This is a genomic window from Enterobacter cloacae complex sp. ESBL7, assembly GCF_041679625.1.
Lineage (GTDB): Bacteria > Pseudomonadota > Gammaproteobacteria > Enterobacterales > Enterobacteriaceae > Enterobacter > Enterobacter asburiae_B.
In genome coordinates this window covers 65,519-81,929 of sequence record NZ_JBGORN010000014.1, presented here as the reverse complement: position 1 = coordinate 81,929, position 16,411 = coordinate 65,519, and the positions used below count along the sequence as shown (strand labels likewise).

16 protein-coding genes are annotated in these 16,411 nt (G+C 55.8%); 3 read left to right on the top strand and 13 right to left on the bottom strand.

Annotation, left to right across the window (positions count from 1 at the left end):
* Positions 1-273 precede the first annotated feature (273 nt).
* The 4 genes from hemG to pepQ are packed head-to-tail and all read right to left on the bottom strand — an operon-like array spanning position 274 to position 4,268.
* Positions 274-819, bottom strand: coding sequence for a menaquinone-dependent protoporphyrinogen IX dehydrogenase (gene hemG, locus ACERY3_RS23835; RefSeq protein WP_058841039.1), 546 nt, complete (start codon positions 817-819; stop codon positions 274-276).
* Positions 820-829: 10 nt separating this feature from the next.
* Positions 830-2,281 (bottom strand): Trk system potassium transporter TrkH, encoded by a 1,452-nt coding sequence (trkH, locus tag ACERY3_RS23830; protein ID WP_023309600.1) that lies wholly within the window; start codon positions 2,279-2,281, stop codon positions 830-832.
* A 41-nt stretch (positions 2,282-2,322) separates the two neighbouring features.
* Positions 2,323-2,937, bottom strand: coding sequence for an IMPACT family protein (locus ACERY3_RS23825; protein WP_033146883.1), 615 nt, complete (start codon positions 2,935-2,937; stop codon positions 2,323-2,325).
* The gene (gene pepQ / locus ACERY3_RS23820) at positions 2,937-4,268 is read right to left on the bottom strand and encodes a Xaa-Pro dipeptidase (RefSeq protein ID WP_373226599.1); all 1,332 of its coding nucleotides are present in this window, start codon (positions 4,266-4,268) and stop codon (positions 2,937-2,939) included. Before pepQ ends, ACERY3_RS23825 begins: the two co-directional genes overlap by 1 nt.
* A gap of 190 nt (positions 4,269-4,458) precedes the next feature.
* Between pepQ and fadB the strand changes: the two genes are divergently transcribed.
* Positions 4,459-6,648, top strand: coding sequence for a fatty acid oxidation complex subunit alpha FadB (fadB, locus tag ACERY3_RS23815; RefSeq protein ID WP_033146885.1), 2,190 nt, complete (start codon positions 4,459-4,461; stop codon positions 6,646-6,648).
* A 9-nt stretch (positions 6,649-6,657) separates the two neighbouring features.
* Positions 6,658-7,821 carry an acetyl-CoA C-acyltransferase FadA gene (gene fadA / locus ACERY3_RS23810; protein WP_033146886.1) on the top strand — a complete coding sequence of 388 codons (1,164 nt, stop codon included), beginning with the start codon at positions 6,658-6,660 and terminating at the stop codon, positions 7,819-7,821.
* A 182-nt stretch (positions 7,822-8,003) separates the two neighbouring features.
* Here fadA and fre read toward each other — a convergent pair whose 3' ends face one another.
* On the bottom strand, positions 8,004-8,705 hold the full coding sequence (gene fre / locus ACERY3_RS23805) for an NAD(P)H-flavin reductase (protein ID WP_008501516.1): 702 nt from the start codon (positions 8,703-8,705) through the stop codon (positions 8,004-8,006).
* Positions 8,706-8,747: 42 nt separating this feature from the next.
* Positions 8,748-10,238, bottom strand: a complete 1,491-nt coding sequence (ubiD, locus tag ACERY3_RS23800; RefSeq protein ID WP_161496003.1) for a 4-hydroxy-3-polyprenylbenzoate decarboxylase — start codon at positions 10,236-10,238, stop codon at positions 8,748-8,750.
* A 173-nt stretch (positions 10,239-10,411) separates the two neighbouring features.
* Between ubiD and rfaH the strand changes: the two genes are divergently transcribed.
* A complete protein-coding gene (rfaH, locus tag ACERY3_RS23795; protein ID WP_033146887.1) occupies positions 10,412-10,903 on the top strand; it encodes a transcription/translation regulatory transformer protein RfaH in 492 nt (163 codons plus the stop codon).
* Here rfaH and tatD read toward each other — a convergent pair.
* The 7 genes from tatD to ubiE form a co-directional block, all read right to left on the bottom strand.
* A complete protein-coding gene (gene tatD / locus ACERY3_RS23790) occupies positions 10,900-11,682 on the bottom strand; it encodes a 3'-5' ssDNA/RNA exonuclease TatD (protein WP_232939071.1) in 783 nt (260 codons plus the stop codon). The genes rfaH and tatD overlap by 4 nt on opposite strands.
* Positions 11,683-11,723: 41 nt before the next feature.
* The gene (tatC, locus tag ACERY3_RS23785; protein WP_023309607.1) at positions 11,724-12,494 is read right to left on the bottom strand and encodes a Sec-independent protein translocase subunit TatC; all 771 of its coding nucleotides are present in this window, start codon (positions 12,492-12,494) and stop codon (positions 11,724-11,726) included.
* Positions 12,495-12,496: 2 nt separating this feature from the next.
* Positions 12,497-13,039: a Sec-independent protein translocase protein TatB gene (tatB, locus tag ACERY3_RS23780; RefSeq protein ID WP_047059130.1), complete on the bottom strand. Its 543-nt coding sequence runs from the start codon at positions 13,037-13,039 to the stop codon at positions 12,497-12,499.
* A gap of 3 nt (positions 13,040-13,042) precedes the next feature.
* Complete coding sequence (gene tatA / locus ACERY3_RS23775; protein ID WP_024908000.1) at positions 13,043-13,297, bottom strand: Sec-independent protein translocase subunit TatA; 255 nt, start codon at positions 13,295-13,297, stop codon at positions 13,043-13,045.
* Positions 13,298-13,373: 76 nt separating this feature from the next.
* Positions 13,374-15,014, bottom strand: a complete 1,641-nt coding sequence (ubiB, locus tag ACERY3_RS23770) for a ubiquinone biosynthesis regulatory protein kinase UbiB (RefSeq protein ID WP_213730194.1) — start codon at positions 15,012-15,014, stop codon at positions 13,374-13,376.
* Positions 15,011-15,616, bottom strand: coding sequence for a ubiquinone biosynthesis protein UbiJ (gene ubiJ, locus ACERY3_RS23765; protein ID WP_032644779.1), 606 nt, complete (start codon positions 15,614-15,616; stop codon positions 15,011-15,013). Before ubiJ ends, ubiB begins: the two co-directional genes overlap by 4 nt.
* Before the next feature lie 13 nt (positions 15,617-15,629).
* Entirely contained in the window at positions 15,630-16,385 is a 756-nt protein-coding gene (ubiE, locus tag ACERY3_RS23760; RefSeq protein WP_023309612.1) for a bifunctional demethylmenaquinone methyltransferase/2-methoxy-6-polyprenyl-1,4-benzoquinol methylase UbiE, read from the bottom strand.
* Positions 16,386-16,411: the final 26 nt, after the last annotated feature.

Below are 16,411 nucleotides of genomic sequence, written 5' to 3'. Positions count from 1 at the left end.
GTTAAGAATCCATGTCACTTTGAGTGCCCACACAGATTGTCTGATAAATTGTTAAAGAGCAGTGCAACGCGGCTTTCGCTCACCGTTGCGAGGTGGCGTATATTACGCTTTCCTCTTTCAGAGTCAAGTGATTAATTTCGCTTTTCTCTGCTGACCCGGCGGCGTGTGTGCCGTTGTTCCGTGTCAGTGGAGGCGCATTATAGGGAGTTATTCCGACGTGACAAGCATAAAATACAAAAAACTTTTCGTTCGCTCACTTTTCAAACTTAACGCTTATTTATGTCGCGAATCGCCCGTTAAATGTGCGATTTCCCGCGCAAAACTGGCCACCTGCGACCAGTCGGTATAAACCACTTCTTTACGCGTATCGGTTTCACCCCCGGTCATCTTCATAATCAGGCGGATCATAAAGCGGTCATACCAGCGGTAGCGAGGGTAGCGCAGCGCGCCGGCAAAGACGGCGCACAGGTCAGGCTGCCACGGCGAGCTGAGTAAAAACTTGCGTGTATAGCTGTTGGTCTGCGGCGTACGCTTCTCGGCTTTACGTGCGACCAGGTTGACCGAATAAAACGCACCGGGCAATTTGTTGAGCACCGCCGTGTGCTTTTTCACAAAGCGATCCAGCGCCGGATGGAAATGCCCGTAACGAATTGACGCGCCAATCACCACGCGATCGTACTCCTGCCAGGCTATCTGCTCCACACGGTTCAGGTTCACCACATCAGAGTAAATACCCAGCTCTTTTAATTCCGACGCCAGATAAGCGGCAATCTCGCGCGTTTGCCCGTCTCGCGTAGAGAAAAGAATCAATGTTTTCATCAACGGCTCCTTACTCGCGCCAGAATGTAGGGGTGAACAGCACCAGCAGCGTAAAGACCTCAAGACGACCAAACAGCATATTGGCGATGAGGATCCATTTCGCGACCGGGTTCATGCTGGCAAAGTTATCCGCCACAACGCCCAGGCCGGGCCCGAGGTTATTCAATGTTGCTACGACGGATGCAAAGGCGGAGAAATCATCCACCCCCGTCGCGATAATCGCCAGCATACTGACGATAAACACCAGCGCATACGCCGAGAAGAATCCCCACACCGCTTCGAGGATACGTTCCGGCAGCGCGCGGTTCCCCAGCTTAATGCTGTAAACCGCGTTCGGGTGGACCAGACGCTTCAGCTCACGGTTCCCCTGCTTAAACAGCAGCAGAATACGAATCACCTTCAGGCCACCGCCCGTAGAACCCGCACAGCCCCCGATAAATGCCGAGCATAACAGCAGCACCGGCAGGAACAGCGGCCAGCGCGCGATGCTGTCCGTGGTAAACCCGGCGGTCGTCGCCATCGATACCACCTGGAAGAACGCCTGATTTAGCGTGGTCAGCGCGGAGTTGTAGACATCATGGAACCACAGCACCAGGGTACAGATGATCACCAGCGTAAGCTGGACGCCAATGAACATGCGGAACTCAGGGTCACGCCAGTACACTTTCAGGCTGCGCCCGCTCAGTAAAGAGAAGTGCAGACCGTAGTTACAGCCTGAAATCAGCAGGAAAATGGCAATAATAGTGTTAATCGTAGGGCTGTCGAAGTAGCCGACGCTGGCGTCGTGAGTGGAGAACCCACCGATCGCGATCGTCGCAAAGCTGTGTCCGATGGCGTCGAAAGCGGGCATCCCGGCGAACCATAGCGCCAGCGCACAGGCCACCGTCAGTAAGACATAGATAAGCCAGAGGGTTTTCGCCGTCTCGGCAATACGCGGGCGCATTTTGTTATCTTTCAGCGGCCCGGGCATTTCGGCGCGATAAAGCTGCATGCCGCCAACGCCCAGAATAGGAAGAATAGCCACTGCCAGGACGATGATCCCCATCCCCCCGAACCACTGCAGCATTTGACGATAAAAGAGAATGGCGTGCGGGAGGGAATCCAGCCCCACCAGCGTCGTCGCCCCGGTGGTCGTTAAACCGGAGAAGGATTCAAAAAAGGCATCCGTGATGCTCAGGTTAGGCTGTTCAGAGAAGATAAAGGGCAGCGAACCGACGCTCCCCAGCACCGTCCAGAACAGGACCACAATCAGAAATCCTTCGCGAGATTTCAGCTCACCTTTCTGACGACGGTTTGGCCACCACAGCAGCGAGCCGATCGCCAGCGCGACAAAGAAGGTCTGGGTAAATGCCCGCCCCGCGCCGTCCCGGTAGATAAGCGCCACCAGTCCCGGGAGAATCATCGTCCCGGAAAAGAGTATGACCAGCAGTCCAACGATTCGGGTTATGGCACGAAAATGCATCTCTGCCGCTTCCTTTGGTATTCAAAAAAGTGAGGTGGGGATTATTCTTCAATCGGCAGCAATTGCAACGAACCACGACTAAAATCAGCCAGTTTTGCTGAAAAAGCAGCCAGTTCCGCCTGCGGAAGCGCCACGCGTAATTGCACCATTGCCTGATATTCACTGTGCGCGATGACGCCGTTAAACTGTTTGAGCAGCGTTTCAATGCCCGATAGCTGAGCGTAATCGCACAACAAAGTATATTCGGTAAGCGGCGTTTTGCGGGTAGTTGTGAGCATATTCAGTGCCTGCTGAACTCCGCCGCCATAGGCTTTTACCAGCCCACCCGTGCCTAACAGGATGCCGCCGTAGTAGCGCACCACCACGGCGGTAATTTCACCCACGCCGCTGCCCATCAGCTGCGAAAGCATGGGTTTACCGGCCGTGCCCGCCGGTTCACCGTCGTCGGAAAACCCCAGCTGTTGTGAATCATCCGGCGGCCCAGCCACCCACGCCACACAGTGGTGACGCGCGTCAGGATGCTCAGCCCGAACGGATTCGACAAACGCCTTTGCCGCCTCTACGCCGTCGGTATGCGCCAGCAGCGTAATAAAGCGGCTTTTCTTGATTTCCTCAACAAAGGTGACCGGTTCAGCCGGTATCAGCCAGCTTTCCATCAGGCCAGCTTCAGGTCTCGCGTCATATTCTCGATACCGTTTTCGTGAACCACCACGTTATCTTCGATGCGAATACCGCCAAACGGCTTCAGCGCGTCAATTTTTTCCCAGTTGAAGTGTTTGCTGAACTGACCTTCACGCCACGGCGCCAGCAGGGATTCGATAAAGTAGATCCCCGGTTCAATCGTCAGCACCATACGCGGCTCCAGAATACGGGTGCAGCGCAGGTAAGGATATTTAGACGGTGCCGCCAGGTGCGTGCCGGTGTCATCCTGCATAAAGCCCGCAACGTCGTGAACCTGCAGGCCCAGCGGGTGGCCGATACCGTGCGGCATGAATGGCCCGGTCAGATCGTTCTCGACCATCGCCTCTTCGCTCATGTCTTTCACAATCTGATGTTTACGCAGCAGTTTTGCGATACGCTGATGGAACTGGATGTGGTAATCCACATAGCTGGTTCCCGCCTTCATGGTGCCAATCAGCGCCAGCTGTTCATCGTTCACGTCTTTAATCAGCTGCGCGAAATCGGTATCCGCATTCGCCGCCCAGGTACGGGTCAGGTCGGCCGCGTAACCGTTGTACTCGGCGCCTGCGTCAAGCAGGAAGCTGCGCATCTCCGACGGTACGTGGTGATCCAGTTTGGTGTAATGAAGCACGGACGCGTGCTCATTCAGCGCGACGATATTGCTGTACGGCACGTCGGTATCACGATGGCCTGTCGCGGTCAGATAGGCCTGATTGATGTCGAACTCGCTCATGCCGGACTGGAACGCTTCATGCGCGGCACGGTGACCGTTCACCGCCGTTTTTTGCGCTTCACGCATGCAGTAAAGTTCGTAGTCGGTTTTATACGCGCGGTAATAGTGCAGGTAATCCAGCACCCCTTTCGGATTGAGTTTATCAGCAGGAATATCCAGACCCAGCGCGCGCTCCGGAACAGGGCCAATATAGGCGATATTGCCCCGCGCGGCAGGCAGCTGGCTGCCAATGCCGTCCGCTTTCGGCAGTGCAATCACATCAATCTCTTCCGTCCAGAAAGAGGTCGGCAGCGGTTCTACGTTGTGCCAGTAATCGACCGGCAGGTAGAACCACAGTTTCGGCTTGTTCACGCCATCCACCAGCAGCCAGCAATTTGGAACCTGAGTCACCGGCACCCAGGCTTTAAACTGCGGGTTCACCTTAAACGGATAAGCGTGGTCATCCAGAAAGGAATTCATCAGCTCGCCGGAGTGGATCAGCAGCGCATCCAGCTTAAAGCGGGCCAGTACATCGCGGGTACGTTCCTGTAGGGTAACGATATGATTTTTATAAAGCGAAGCCAGTGAGTCCATCATTCTTCCTTTCGTTTTTTTGACCTCAAGTCATCGCATCTTAGCACACCTCACTCCGGCTGCGTGATTTCCACCGACCGTGATCAATGCAGCATTTTCTTAATGAGTAATTTGCATTTTATTAACATAAATCCCACACTCCGATTCATCTGGTATGACCAGATCCAATTGCTGGATTCAGGAGACTGACATGCTCTACAAAGGCGACACCCTGTACCTCAACTGGCTGGAAGATGGCATTGCCGAACTGGTGTTCGATGCCCCCGGCTCAGTGAACAAGCTTGATACCGCGACGGTGGCCAGTCTTGGCCAGGCGCTGGATGTTCTTGAAAAACAACCTGAATTAAAAGGGCTGCTGCTGCGTTCGAACAAAGCGGCCTTTATTGTCGGTGCCGATATCACCGAGTTTCTTTCGCTGTTCCTGGTCCCGGAAGAACAGCTGAGCCAGTGGCTGCACTTTGCCAACAGCGTCTTTAATCGTCTGGAAGATCTGCCTGTCCCGACCATTTCCGCCGTTAACGGCTATGCGCTGGGCGGCGGCTGCGAATGCGTACTCGCGACCGACTACCGTCTGGCGACGCCGGACCTGCGCATCGGCCTGCCGGAAACCAGGCTGGGCATCATGCCGGGCTTTGGCGGCTCCGTGCGTATGCCGCGCATGCTGGGTGCCGACAGCGCGCTGGAGATCATTGCCGCAGGTAAAGACGTCGGCGCAGAACAGGCGCAGAAAATCGGCCTGGTCGACGGCGTCGTGAAGCCAGAGAAACTGGTTGAAGGCGCACTCGCCATTCTGCGTCAGGCCATTAACGGCGATCTCGACTGGAAAGCCAAACGCCAGCCGAAGCTGGAGCCGTTAAAACTCAGCAAGATTGAAGCCACCATGAGCTTTACCATCGCCAAAGGCATGGTGATGCAGACGGCGGGTAAACACTATCCTGCGCCGATCACGGCGGTGAAAACCATTGAAGCGGCTGCTCGTCTCGGACGCGATGAAGCGCTGAAGCTCGAAAATCAGAGCTTTGTCCCGCTGGCGCACACCAATGAAGCTCGCGCGCTGGTCGGTATCTTCCTCAACGATCAGTTCGTGAAGGGTAAAGCCAAACAGCTGACTAAAAACGTTGAGACGCCAAAACATGCGGCGGTACTCGGCGCCGGCATTATGGGTGGCGGTATCGCTTACCAGTCCGCCTGGAAAGGCGTGCCGGTAGTGATGAAAGACATCAGCGAGAAATCCCTGACGCTGGGCATGACCGAAGCGGCCAAGCTGCTGAATAAACAGCTGGAGCGCGGAAAAATTGACGGGCTGAAGCTTGCAGGCGTGATTTCCACCATTCAGCCCGTGCTGGAATACAGCGGTTTCGATCGCGTGGACGTAGTAGTCGAAGCCGTCGTCGAGAACCCGAAAGTCAAAAAAGCGGTGCTGGCAGAAACGGAAGATAAAGTTCGTCCTGAGACCGTGCTAGCCTCTAACACCTCCACCATTCCAATCAGCGAACTGGCGAGCGTGTTGAAGCGTCCGGAAAACTTCTGCGGGATGCACTTCTTCAACCCGGTACACCGTATGCCGCTGGTCGAAGTGATCCGCGGGGAAAAAACCTCTGACGAAACCATCGCTAAAGTGGTGGCATGGGCCAGCAAGATGGGCAAAACGCCGATCGTTGTTAACGACTGCCCGGGCTTCTTCGTCAACCGCGTGCTGTTCCCTTACTTCGCCGGCTTCAGCCAGCTGCTGCGCGACGGTGCGGACTTCCGCAAAATCGACAAAGTGATGGAGAAACAGTTCGGCTGGCCGATGGGCCCGGCGTATCTGCTGGACGTGGTCGGCATTGATACCGCTCACCACGCTCAGGCGGTGATGGCGGCAGGCTTCCCGCAGCGTATGCAGAAAGATTATCGCGACGCCATTGACGCTCTGTTCGACGCTAACCGCTTCGGCCAGAAAAACGGCCTGGGCTTCTGGCGCTATAAAGAAGACAGCAAAGGCAAACCGAAGAAAGAAGAAGATGCCGTGGTGGACGGCCTGCTGGCCGATGTAAGCCAGCCGAAACGCGACTTCACCGACGATGAGATCATCGCCCGCATGATGATCCCGATGATCAACGAAGTGGTGCGTTGCCTTGAAGAAGGTATCATCGCCAGCCCGGCAGAAGCCGATATGGCGCTGGTGTACGGCCTGGGCTTCCCTCCGTTCCACGGCGGCGCGTTCCGCTGGCTGGACACGCTCGGCAGCGCCCGCTATCTCGATATGGCTCAGCAGTATCAGCACCTCGGCCCGCTTTATGAGGTGCCGGAAGGGCTGCGTAACAAAGCGCGCCATAACGAACCCTACTATCCAGCAGTTGAGCCAGCCCGTCCGGTTGGCGAGCTGAAAACGGCTTAAGGAGTCACAATGGAAAAGGTTGTCATTGTTGATGCGATTCGCACCCCGATGGGCCGTTCAAAAGGCGGTGCATTCCGTAACGTGCGTGCGGAAGACCTCTCCGCGCATCTGATGCGTAGCCTGCTGGCGCGTAACCCGGCGCTGGATCCTGCTGCGCTGGACGATATCTACTGGGGCTGCGTGCAGCAGACCCTGGAGCAAGGTTTCAACATCGCCCGTAACGCGTCGCTGCTGGCGGAGATCCCGCATTCGGTTCCGGCTGTCACCGTGAACCGCCTGTGCGGTTCATCAATGCAGGCGCTGCACGACGCGGCGCGGATGATCATGACCGGTGATGCGCAGGCCTGCCTGGTGGGCGGCGTCGAGCACATGGGGCACGTGCCGATGAGCCACGGGGTCGATTTCCACCCTGGCATGAGCCGTAACGTGGCGAAAGCCGCGGGGATGATGGGTCTGACCGCCGAGATGCTCTCTCGTCTGCACGGCATTAGCCGTGATATGCAGGATGCCTTTGCCGCGCGCTCTCACGCTCGCGCATGGGCGGCGACGCAGTCCGGTGCCTTTAAGAATGAGATCATCCCGACCGGCGGCCACGACGCAGACGGCGTACTGAAGCAGTTCAGCTACGACGAAGTCATCCGCCCGGAAACCACCGTAGAAGCGCTTTCTACCCTGCGCCCTGCGTTTGATCCGGTCACGGGTACGGTAACAGCAGGTACTTCGTCGGCGCTGTCCGACGGTGCCGCCGCGATGCTGGTGATGAGCGAAAGTCGCGCCCGCGAGCTGGGCTTAACCCCTCGCGCTCGGGTACGTTCGATGGCGGTCGTGGGCTGCGATCCTTCAATCATGGGCTACGGCCCGGTTCCGGCCTCGAAGCTGGCGCTGAAAAAAGCGGGATTAACCGCCAGCGACATCGACCTGTTTGAAATGAACGAAGCGTTCGCCGCGCAGATCCTGCCGTGCATTAAGGATCTGGGGCTGATGGAGCAGATCGACGAGAAGATTAACCTCAACGGCGGCGCAATCGCCCTCGGTCACCCGCTGGGCTGCTCCGGGGCGCGTATCAGCACGACGCTTATCAACCTGATGGAACGCAAAGATGCCCAGTTTGGTCTGGCAACGATGTGTATCGGGCTGGGTCAGGGTATCGCGACGGTGTTTGAGAGAGTGTAAATCAGGAAAAGTATCTCAAAGCCAATGGCGTCAGAACAAGGCGGCAAGCGAGCGAATCCCGATGAGCTTACTCAAGTAAGTGATTCGGGTGAACGAGCGCAGCCAACGCAGTTATGGCGTCATTGGCGAAGAGAGACAGTTTAGTTGCCGTTCTTCCCGCCTGTCAGGGGCGGGTTTTTTATTTAAATGAAGGCAAACGCATCGCCAAACAGGCGGTCTTCACGCGCGTCACGTTCGTTGCAGAACAGGTCGCGGGCAATTTTCGCCATCTCAAAACGGCCAGCGATATAGATATCGTGCCCTGCCAGCGTGCCGTGATCCTGCAGCACCGCCGTCAGCACCGTCCCGCTGCGACCACGCCAGCCCTCTTCCGGCTGCTCAACCACCGGCTCAATGCGCAGGTTAGGATGGGTTACGCTCAGCGCTTCCAGCTCAGACAGGTCGTACAGATGTTTCTCTTCGCGGCCACCCCAGTAAATGGTGATGTCACGGTCCGGGTTACGCGCCAGGGCGGTCAACAGAATAGAGCGCACATAAGAGAAGCCCGTACCGCCAGCGATCAGGATCAGCGGACGGTCTTCGTCATCGCGCAGCCACGCATCGCCGTGCGGAATATCCACCACGATTTCACGTTCCTTCAGGATCCGATCCATCACCGCCATCGCATACAGGTTAAGCTCTGACGCACCAATATGAAGCTCAATAAATTCCTGCTCCGCTGGCGTTGAGGCCATAGAGAAAGGACGCTTATCACGCTCATCCATCACAACCATCAGGTACTGACCCGCGCGGAAAGAGAATGGCGCTTCTGGCACTAAACGGACGCGATATACGGTGTCGGTGATGGCATCTACCGAGGTCACTTTACAGCTTAAGGTTGTCATTCGCTCTCTCTGTCGGGAAGTCTATAGGGCTTAACGGTCAGCTCAGGGTTTACCGTTATTCATTATGGCCAGCTCGTCCCAGATCGCGTCAATTCGCGCGGTCACTGCAGGATCTTTTTTGATCGGGCGACCCCATTCACGGTCGGTTTCGCCAGGCCATTTATTTGTGGCATCCAGTCCCATCTTTGAGCCAAGGCCGGAAACCGGCGAGGCAAAATCCAGGTAATCTATCGGCGTATTTTCGACTAACACCGTATCGCGCGCCGGGTCCATTCGCGTGGTAATGGCCCAGATTACGTCATTCCAGTCGCGGGCGTTAACGTCATCATCGCAGACAATAACAAATTTGGTATACATAAACTGGCGCAGGAAAGACCATACGCCCATCATCACGCGTTTAGCATGACCAGGATACTGCTTCTTCATCGTAACCACCGCCATGCGATACGAGCATCCTTCAGGCGGCAGATAAAAATCAACAATTTCCGGGAACTGCTTTTGCAGGATCGGCACAAACACTTCATTCAGCGCCACGCCCAGCACCGCCGGTTCATCCGGTGGACGTCCGGTATACGTGGAGTGATAAATCGCATCTTCACGCTGCGTAATGTGCGTCACGGTAAACACCGGGAAGTTATCCACTTCGTTGTAATAGCCGGTGTGGTCGCCGTAAGGGCCTTCTGGCGCCATTTCACCCTGCTCAAGGTAACCTTCCAGCACAATTTCCGCACTGGCCGGAACTTCGAGATCGTTAGAGATACACTTCACGACTTCGGTTTTCGTTCCGCGCAGCAGGCCTGCAAATGCATATTCAGAGAGCGTATCCGGCACCGGCGTGACGGCTCCCAGAATGGTGGCCGGATCGGCGCCTAAGGCGACAGACACCGGGAAACGCTCCCCCGGATGCGCAGCGCACCACTCCTGGAAATCCAGCGCGCCGCCGCGATGCGACAGCCAGCGCATGATGAGTTTATTCTTGCCAATCAACTGCTGGCGGTAAATACCGAGGTTTTGCCGCTCTTTGTGCGGGCCGCGCGTAACGGTCAGCCCCCAGGTGATCAGCGGAGCGGCATCTTCAGGCCAGCACTGCATGATAGGGATTTTGGTCAGATCAACCGCATCGCCTTCCAGCACTTTCTGCTGGCACGGCGCGCCGCGCAGGCGCTTGGTGGGCATGTTCAGCACCTGCTTAAACTGCGGCAGTTTGTCGAACAGATCGCGGAAGCCCTTCGGTGGCTCCGGCTCTTTCAGAAACGCCAGCAGTTTACCGACTTCACGCAGCGCAGAGACGTCTTCCTGCCCCATTCCCAGTGCAACACGACGCGGTGTACCAAACAGGTTGCACAGCACCGGCATGGAGTAACCTTTCGGATTTTCAAACAGTAATGCGGGGCCACCGGCACGCAGGGTGCGGTCAGCAATTTCTGTCATCTCCAGATAAGGATCGACAGGAAGTGTAATACGTTTGAGTTCACCCTGCTTTTCCAGCAGCGTCAGGAAGTCGCGGAGATCGTGGTATTTCATGCAGTTAATCATGGCCTCTCTGTAAGCGCTTCATTATACGGCGTAAGCCTGCTTGATGCTGTAATTTTGTTAAATAAGCGTGAACTTATGCGTTCTGTTCCATTTTCCCCCATTATAATCAACTTAGCGATCCCGCCAGGGTTTTGATATGCTTGCGCCCCGAACTAAGGGAAAGAGTGATTATGCAGGCCTGGTATTTACTGTATTGCAAACGCGGGCAACTTCAGCGCGCGCAGGAACATCTTGAACGTCAGTCTGTAAATTGCCTGACACCCGTGATCACGCTTGAAAAAATGCAGCGCGGGAAGCGCACAACCGTCAGTGAGCCGTTGTTCCCGAACTACCTGTTCGTGGAGTTCGACCCGGAAGTCATCCACACCACCACCATCAGCGCAACGCGCGGCGTCAGCCACTTCGTTCGTTTTGGTGCCCACCCGGCAACGGTTCCGTCGACGGTCATTCATCAGCTGTCGATTTATCAACAGCCCGAAGGGATCACCGACCCCGAAACTCCTTACTCGGGCGATAGCGTCGTGATAACCGAAGGCGCTTTCGAAGGCCTGCAGGCGATTTTTGCCGAGCCGGACGGGGAAGCGCGCTCTATGCTGTTGCTCAATCTGCTGAACAAGCAGGTGCTGCAGAGCGTTAAAAACACCGACTTCCGCAAACTCTAAACGTTTATCCCGAACAGATTACGCACGTTGTCATCCGTCTGCGCCGAAAGCCAGTGCGGATCCTCTCCGCGCCACTTCGCGACGCTCTCAACAATGTGCCCCAGATACGCGGGCTCATTTCGCCGAGATGCCGGTTTGGGTTTCATGTCGCGCGGTAGCAGATAAGGCGCATCGGTTTCGAGGAGCAGCCGGTCAGCCGGGATTACCGGCAATAGCTCACGAAGTTCAAGCCCGCGACGCTCATCGCACACCCAGCCGGTAATACCCAGATAAAGCCCTCGCGCCAGGCAATCCAGCGCTTCCTGCCGTGAACCGGTGAAACAGTGCAATACCGCGCCGGGCAGTTTCTCCAGCCACGGATCCAGAAGAGCCAGGAAACGCTCATGCGCGTCGCGGCAGTGCATAAATACGGGCATTCCAAGCTCTGCCGCCAGCGCAAGCTGGGCAGTAAACGCCTTTTCCTGCTCTTCAGGCGTGGAAAAGTTACGGTTGAAATCGAGACCGCATTCGCCGATCGCCACAACGTCTGGCGTCTTTGCCAGCCTGTACAGGGTATCGCCACTTTCCTCGGTCCACTGGCTGCTGTCGTGAGGATGCACGCCAGCAGTAGACCAACAGCGATCGTATCGTTGCGCCAGCTGCTGCGCCTGCTCGCTCTCATGCAGGTTGGTGCCCGTCAGCAGCAGTCCTTTCACCCCGGCGGCAAACGCGCGCGCAACCACCTCATCACGATCTTTCGCAAACTGCGAGCTGGTCAGGTTGAGTCCGATATCAAACATGCAAATCCCCATATAACAACCGCCCTGACGGGCGGCTGGTTTTACTCTTCAGTGGTCTTGTCGGACGTATCGTCTTCGTCATCCGCTCGACGTCCTTTACCCACGTAGAAACGCGAGAAGAAAACGCCGACCTCAAACAGACAGTACATCGGTATGGCCAGCAGCGTCTGCGAGAACACATCCGGCGGTGTCAGCAGCATGCCGACAACAAATGCGCCCACAAGGATATACGGACGCTTCTTACGCAGGTCATCCGGGGTCGTTACTCCTACCCAGCAGAGCAGCACAATAGCCACCGGCACTTCGAATGCCACGCCAAACGCCATAAACAGCGCCATCACAAAGCTGAGGTAGCTGGCGATATCCGTCGACACCTGGACCCCTTCCGGCGCGGTATGCGTCAGGAAGCCGAAGGCCAGCGGGAAGACAACGAAATAGGCAAACGCCATGCCGATATAGAACAGCAGCGAGCTGGACACCAGCAGCGGGATCACCAGCTTGCGTTCATGCTTATACAGCGCGGGCGCCACAAACGCCCACACCTGGTAAAGAATGACAGGTGCAGAAGCAATCAACGACACCCAGAAGGTCAGCTTGATGGGGGTAAAGAACGGCGAAGCAACGTCTGTTGCAATCATCGTTGCGCCCAGCGGCATCTGCTTGATCAGCGGCGCAGAGACCACCTGATAGATATCGTTGGCAAAATAGACCAGGCACAGGAATATGAGTAAAACCGCAATAATGCAGTTTAACAGGCGCTTACGCAGCTCAATGAGGTGCGTAATCAGCGGTTGAGTATCATCTACTGCCATGTTTACGCTTTATCACTCGACGAGGGGGATGATTCGGAAACGGACGCAGCGGGCTTCACTTCCGCCGTTTTTGCTACCGGCTCTTCCGGCTGCGCCTGTTTTTTCACTTCGGTTTCCTGAGGCGTCTGTTCTGGCGCGGCAGCCTGATGTTCAGCGCTGGCAGGTGTTACGCCCTCGCGCTGCTCCTCGCTGCCCTTCACCACCGGGTTATGGATGGTGTTCGCTTCATCGCTCGCTTTTTCAGGATCGTTAACGCTATAGGAGCGCTTCATCGATTCCGCCGCTTCGCGCAGCTCATCCATTGACGCTTTCAGTTCCGGCGTCAGGTTATCCATGCTCGCCTTCTCGACCTTTTTCAGGCTTTCCTGAAATTCCTGCAGCTTAAGCTCCTGCGCCAGTTCATTCTGAACGGTCGATGCCAGAGATCTCAGCGCACGAACCCAGCCCGCAACGGTTTTCACTGCCACCGGCAGACGCTGCGGTCCCAGCACAATCAAGCCAATCACAAAGACCAGCAGGAGCTCACTAAAACCAATGTCGAACACGACTTACACCTGCTCTTTATCGTGGCGTTTAGCGTCTTCCTTTTTGGCTTCTTCTTGCTTGTCGGCGATGGATTTAGCAGTAAAGTCAGCGTCCTGGCTGGTTTTATCCTGCTTGCTCTCATCATCGCTCATCGCTTTCTTGAAGCCTTTGATAGACGCGCCCAGATCGGAACCAATAGAACCGAGCTTTTTGGTGCCAAACAGCAGCACGACGATGACGGCAATGATCAACAATTGCCAGATACTGATACCACCCATACATGTTCCTCAGGGATAGATGATTAAAGAGTCAGGCCGCATTATACGTATGCGACCCGTCGATAGCGACGCACGCTCAGCGCGTTTTTCGCCAGCCTGTTAGCCAGACTACCACTCCGCCAGCCATCAGCCAGGCGGGCATCATCTGCCAGTCCGGACGGTTGATCAGCAGCAGCGTACCGCTCAGCAGCAGCGTTGCGCCAATCCCAAAGAGATAGCGTGACTGTCCCTGGCGAACACGGCTGGACTGAAGTTCGCGGGCGATTTTATCCATGCTGTGCTGAAGGTTCTTGCTCTGACGCAAACTGTCATAAACCAGTTCAGGAATTTCAGGCATTTTTTCTATCCAGAACGGGCCTTTCTCTTTCAGCGAGCGCACCAGCGCCGGAATGCCAACCTGATCCTTAATCCAGGATTCAAGGAAAGGTTTCGCGGTCTTCCACAAGTCTAACTGAGGATAGAGCTGTCGGCCTACACCCTCAACGTAAAGTAATGTTTTCTGAAGTAAAACAAGCTGTGGCTGAACTTCCATATTAAAACGACGAGCCGTGTTGAACAGGTTTAACAGCACGTGCCCAAAGGAAATTTCCGCCAGCGGTTTTTCAAAAATAGGTTCACAAACGGTCCGGATCGCGAACTCGAACTCTTCGACGTTGGTGTCCGGCGGCACCCAGCCGGAATCGACGTGCAGCTCGGCCACCTTACGGTAGTCGCGGTTGAAAAACGCGATGAAGTTCTCAGCCAGATACCGTTTATCTTCTTTGTTCAGCGACCCCACAATCCCGCAGTCGATACCGATATACTTCGGATCCTCAGGATGTTCGTAGCTCACGAAGATATTGCCCGGATGCATGTCCGCATGGAAAAAGCTGTCGCGGAACACCTGGGTAAAGAAGACCTGTACGCCTCGTTCAGCCAGGAGCTTCATGTTCGTTCCCTGTTTCTCCAGGGCGACCACATCCGAAACCGGAATACCGTAGATACGTTCCATCACCATCATGTTCTGGCTGCAGTAGTCAGAATAGACTTCAGGTACATAGAGCATCGGGCTGTTTTCAAAGTTGCGACGCAGCTGAATGGCATTCGCCGATTCACGCAGCAGGTTAAGCTCATCAATCAGCGTTTTTTCATATTCCCGCACCACTTCCAGTGGACGAAGGCGGCGCCCGTCCGGCAGCAAGCGTGGCACCCAGCGCGCCAGCCGATAAATCAGCTTCATGTCCGCTTTGATGACTGGCAGGATGTCCGGACGAATGACTTTAATAACGACTTCTTTGCCGTTTTCTTTCAGACGCGCGGTGTGCACCTGCGCGATAGAGGCCGATGCCAGTGGCTTAATATCGAAATCGTCAAACCAGGTCTCGACGGGGACATTTCCCATCGCCTCTTCAATTTGCTTTTTCGCGCGCGCGCCGTCAAACGGTGCGACGCGATCCTGCAGCATCGCGAGCTCATCGGCAATCAGAGGCGGGAAAAGATCGCGGCGGGTCGACAGCATCTGCCCGAATTTAATCCAAACCGGGCCGAGCTCCTGCAGCGCGAGGCGCAGACGCTCACCCAGCGGTTGACCTTTATGGCGATTGGGCATCCAGAAGAGCATCCGCCGCCAGATACGAAGCGGCAGCGTGATACGCATTTTGGGGATAAGCTCGTCGAGCCCGTAGCTCAAAAAGGTGCGAATAATAAAATAGAGGCGCCGAATTTCACCAGGCGTCATTTGCCCTCCAGTTTTTCCAGCCGTTTGGTTAACGCATCAACCGCACGCTCAACAGCAGCGGTCTCTTCCGCAAACCATGCAACTTCCAGTGGCCCGGGCGCCATTCGCCACTCCTCAGTCAGCACTTCCGCCGCATAGCGTTGCTGACGCTGAAGGCTTTTACGCGCAAAGGAGGCGCCGCCATGAAGAACTTTCCCGATGCCTTCGGCGGCAATGTCGCCGATAAAAGGCGCGAGCAGCTCTGCCGGGTCGAACTCCGCCAGATCGGTGAGCGCAACGAAGTTCTGCACGACCTGAATGTCGCCCTCCACTTCCAGCTCACCGCTGCGGATAAGCGCCGTTAACTGCTGGCGATCGCGCAGTTTTGGCAGCACGCTCATGTGCGTGATGACCGAGCAGTCGGCTTCACCTTCCCACGCCCCCAGAACGTCAAGCTGGCGTTCGCTGAATACCAGCACAAGCGGCGTCGAGAACTCTTTTAAAACAATGCGTAATACCTTTCCGTTAAGTCGCTGACGTGCAGCTTTCAGCGCAGGGGCGCGATACAGAAAAGCGTTCAGTACATTCTCGATGCCTGCGGAGACTAAGGGTTTAAAGGGCACGGGACACCTCCACTCAGAATTTGTAACCGCGATGCAGCGCGACGACACCGGCCGTCAGGTTGAAATATTCAACGTTCTCAAATTCCGCGTCCTGCATCATGGCTTTTAATGTGTCCTGATCCGGGTGCATACGGATAGATTCCGCCAGATAGCGGTAGCTTTCAGCGTCGTTAGCCACCAGCTCACCAATACGCGGCAGCACGTGGAAGGAATAGGCGTCGTAGGCTTTGCTCAGCGGCTCAATGATCGGTTTAGAGAACTCGAGCACCAGCAGACGTCCACCCGGCTTCAGCACGCGGTACATGGAGCGCAGCGCTTTTTCTTTATCGGTCACGTTACGCAGACCGAAAGAGATCGTGATGCAGTCAAAGGTATTGTCCGGGAATGGCAGCGCTTCGGCATTTGCCTGTACATACTCCACATTCCCCACCACGCCGATGTTACGCAGCTTTTCGCGTCCCATTTTCAGCATGGAGTCATTAATATCGGCGAGAACTACGCGACCGGTTTCGCCCACCAGACGGGAGAATTTCGCGGTTAAATCGCCCGTGCCACCGGCTAAATCCAGCACCGTTTGTCCACGACGTACGCCGCTGCAGTCAATGGTGAAGCGCTTCCACAAGCGATGAATGCCGAACGACATCAGGTCATTCATCACATCGTACTTCGCCGCCACGGAATGAAATACGTGGGCCACCATGTCAGCTTTCTGCGCTTTGGCGACAGTCTGAAAGCCAAAGTGCGTTGTGTCTTGTGAATCGTCAGCCATCTCAGAGCCTGCTTATCAGTAAAATG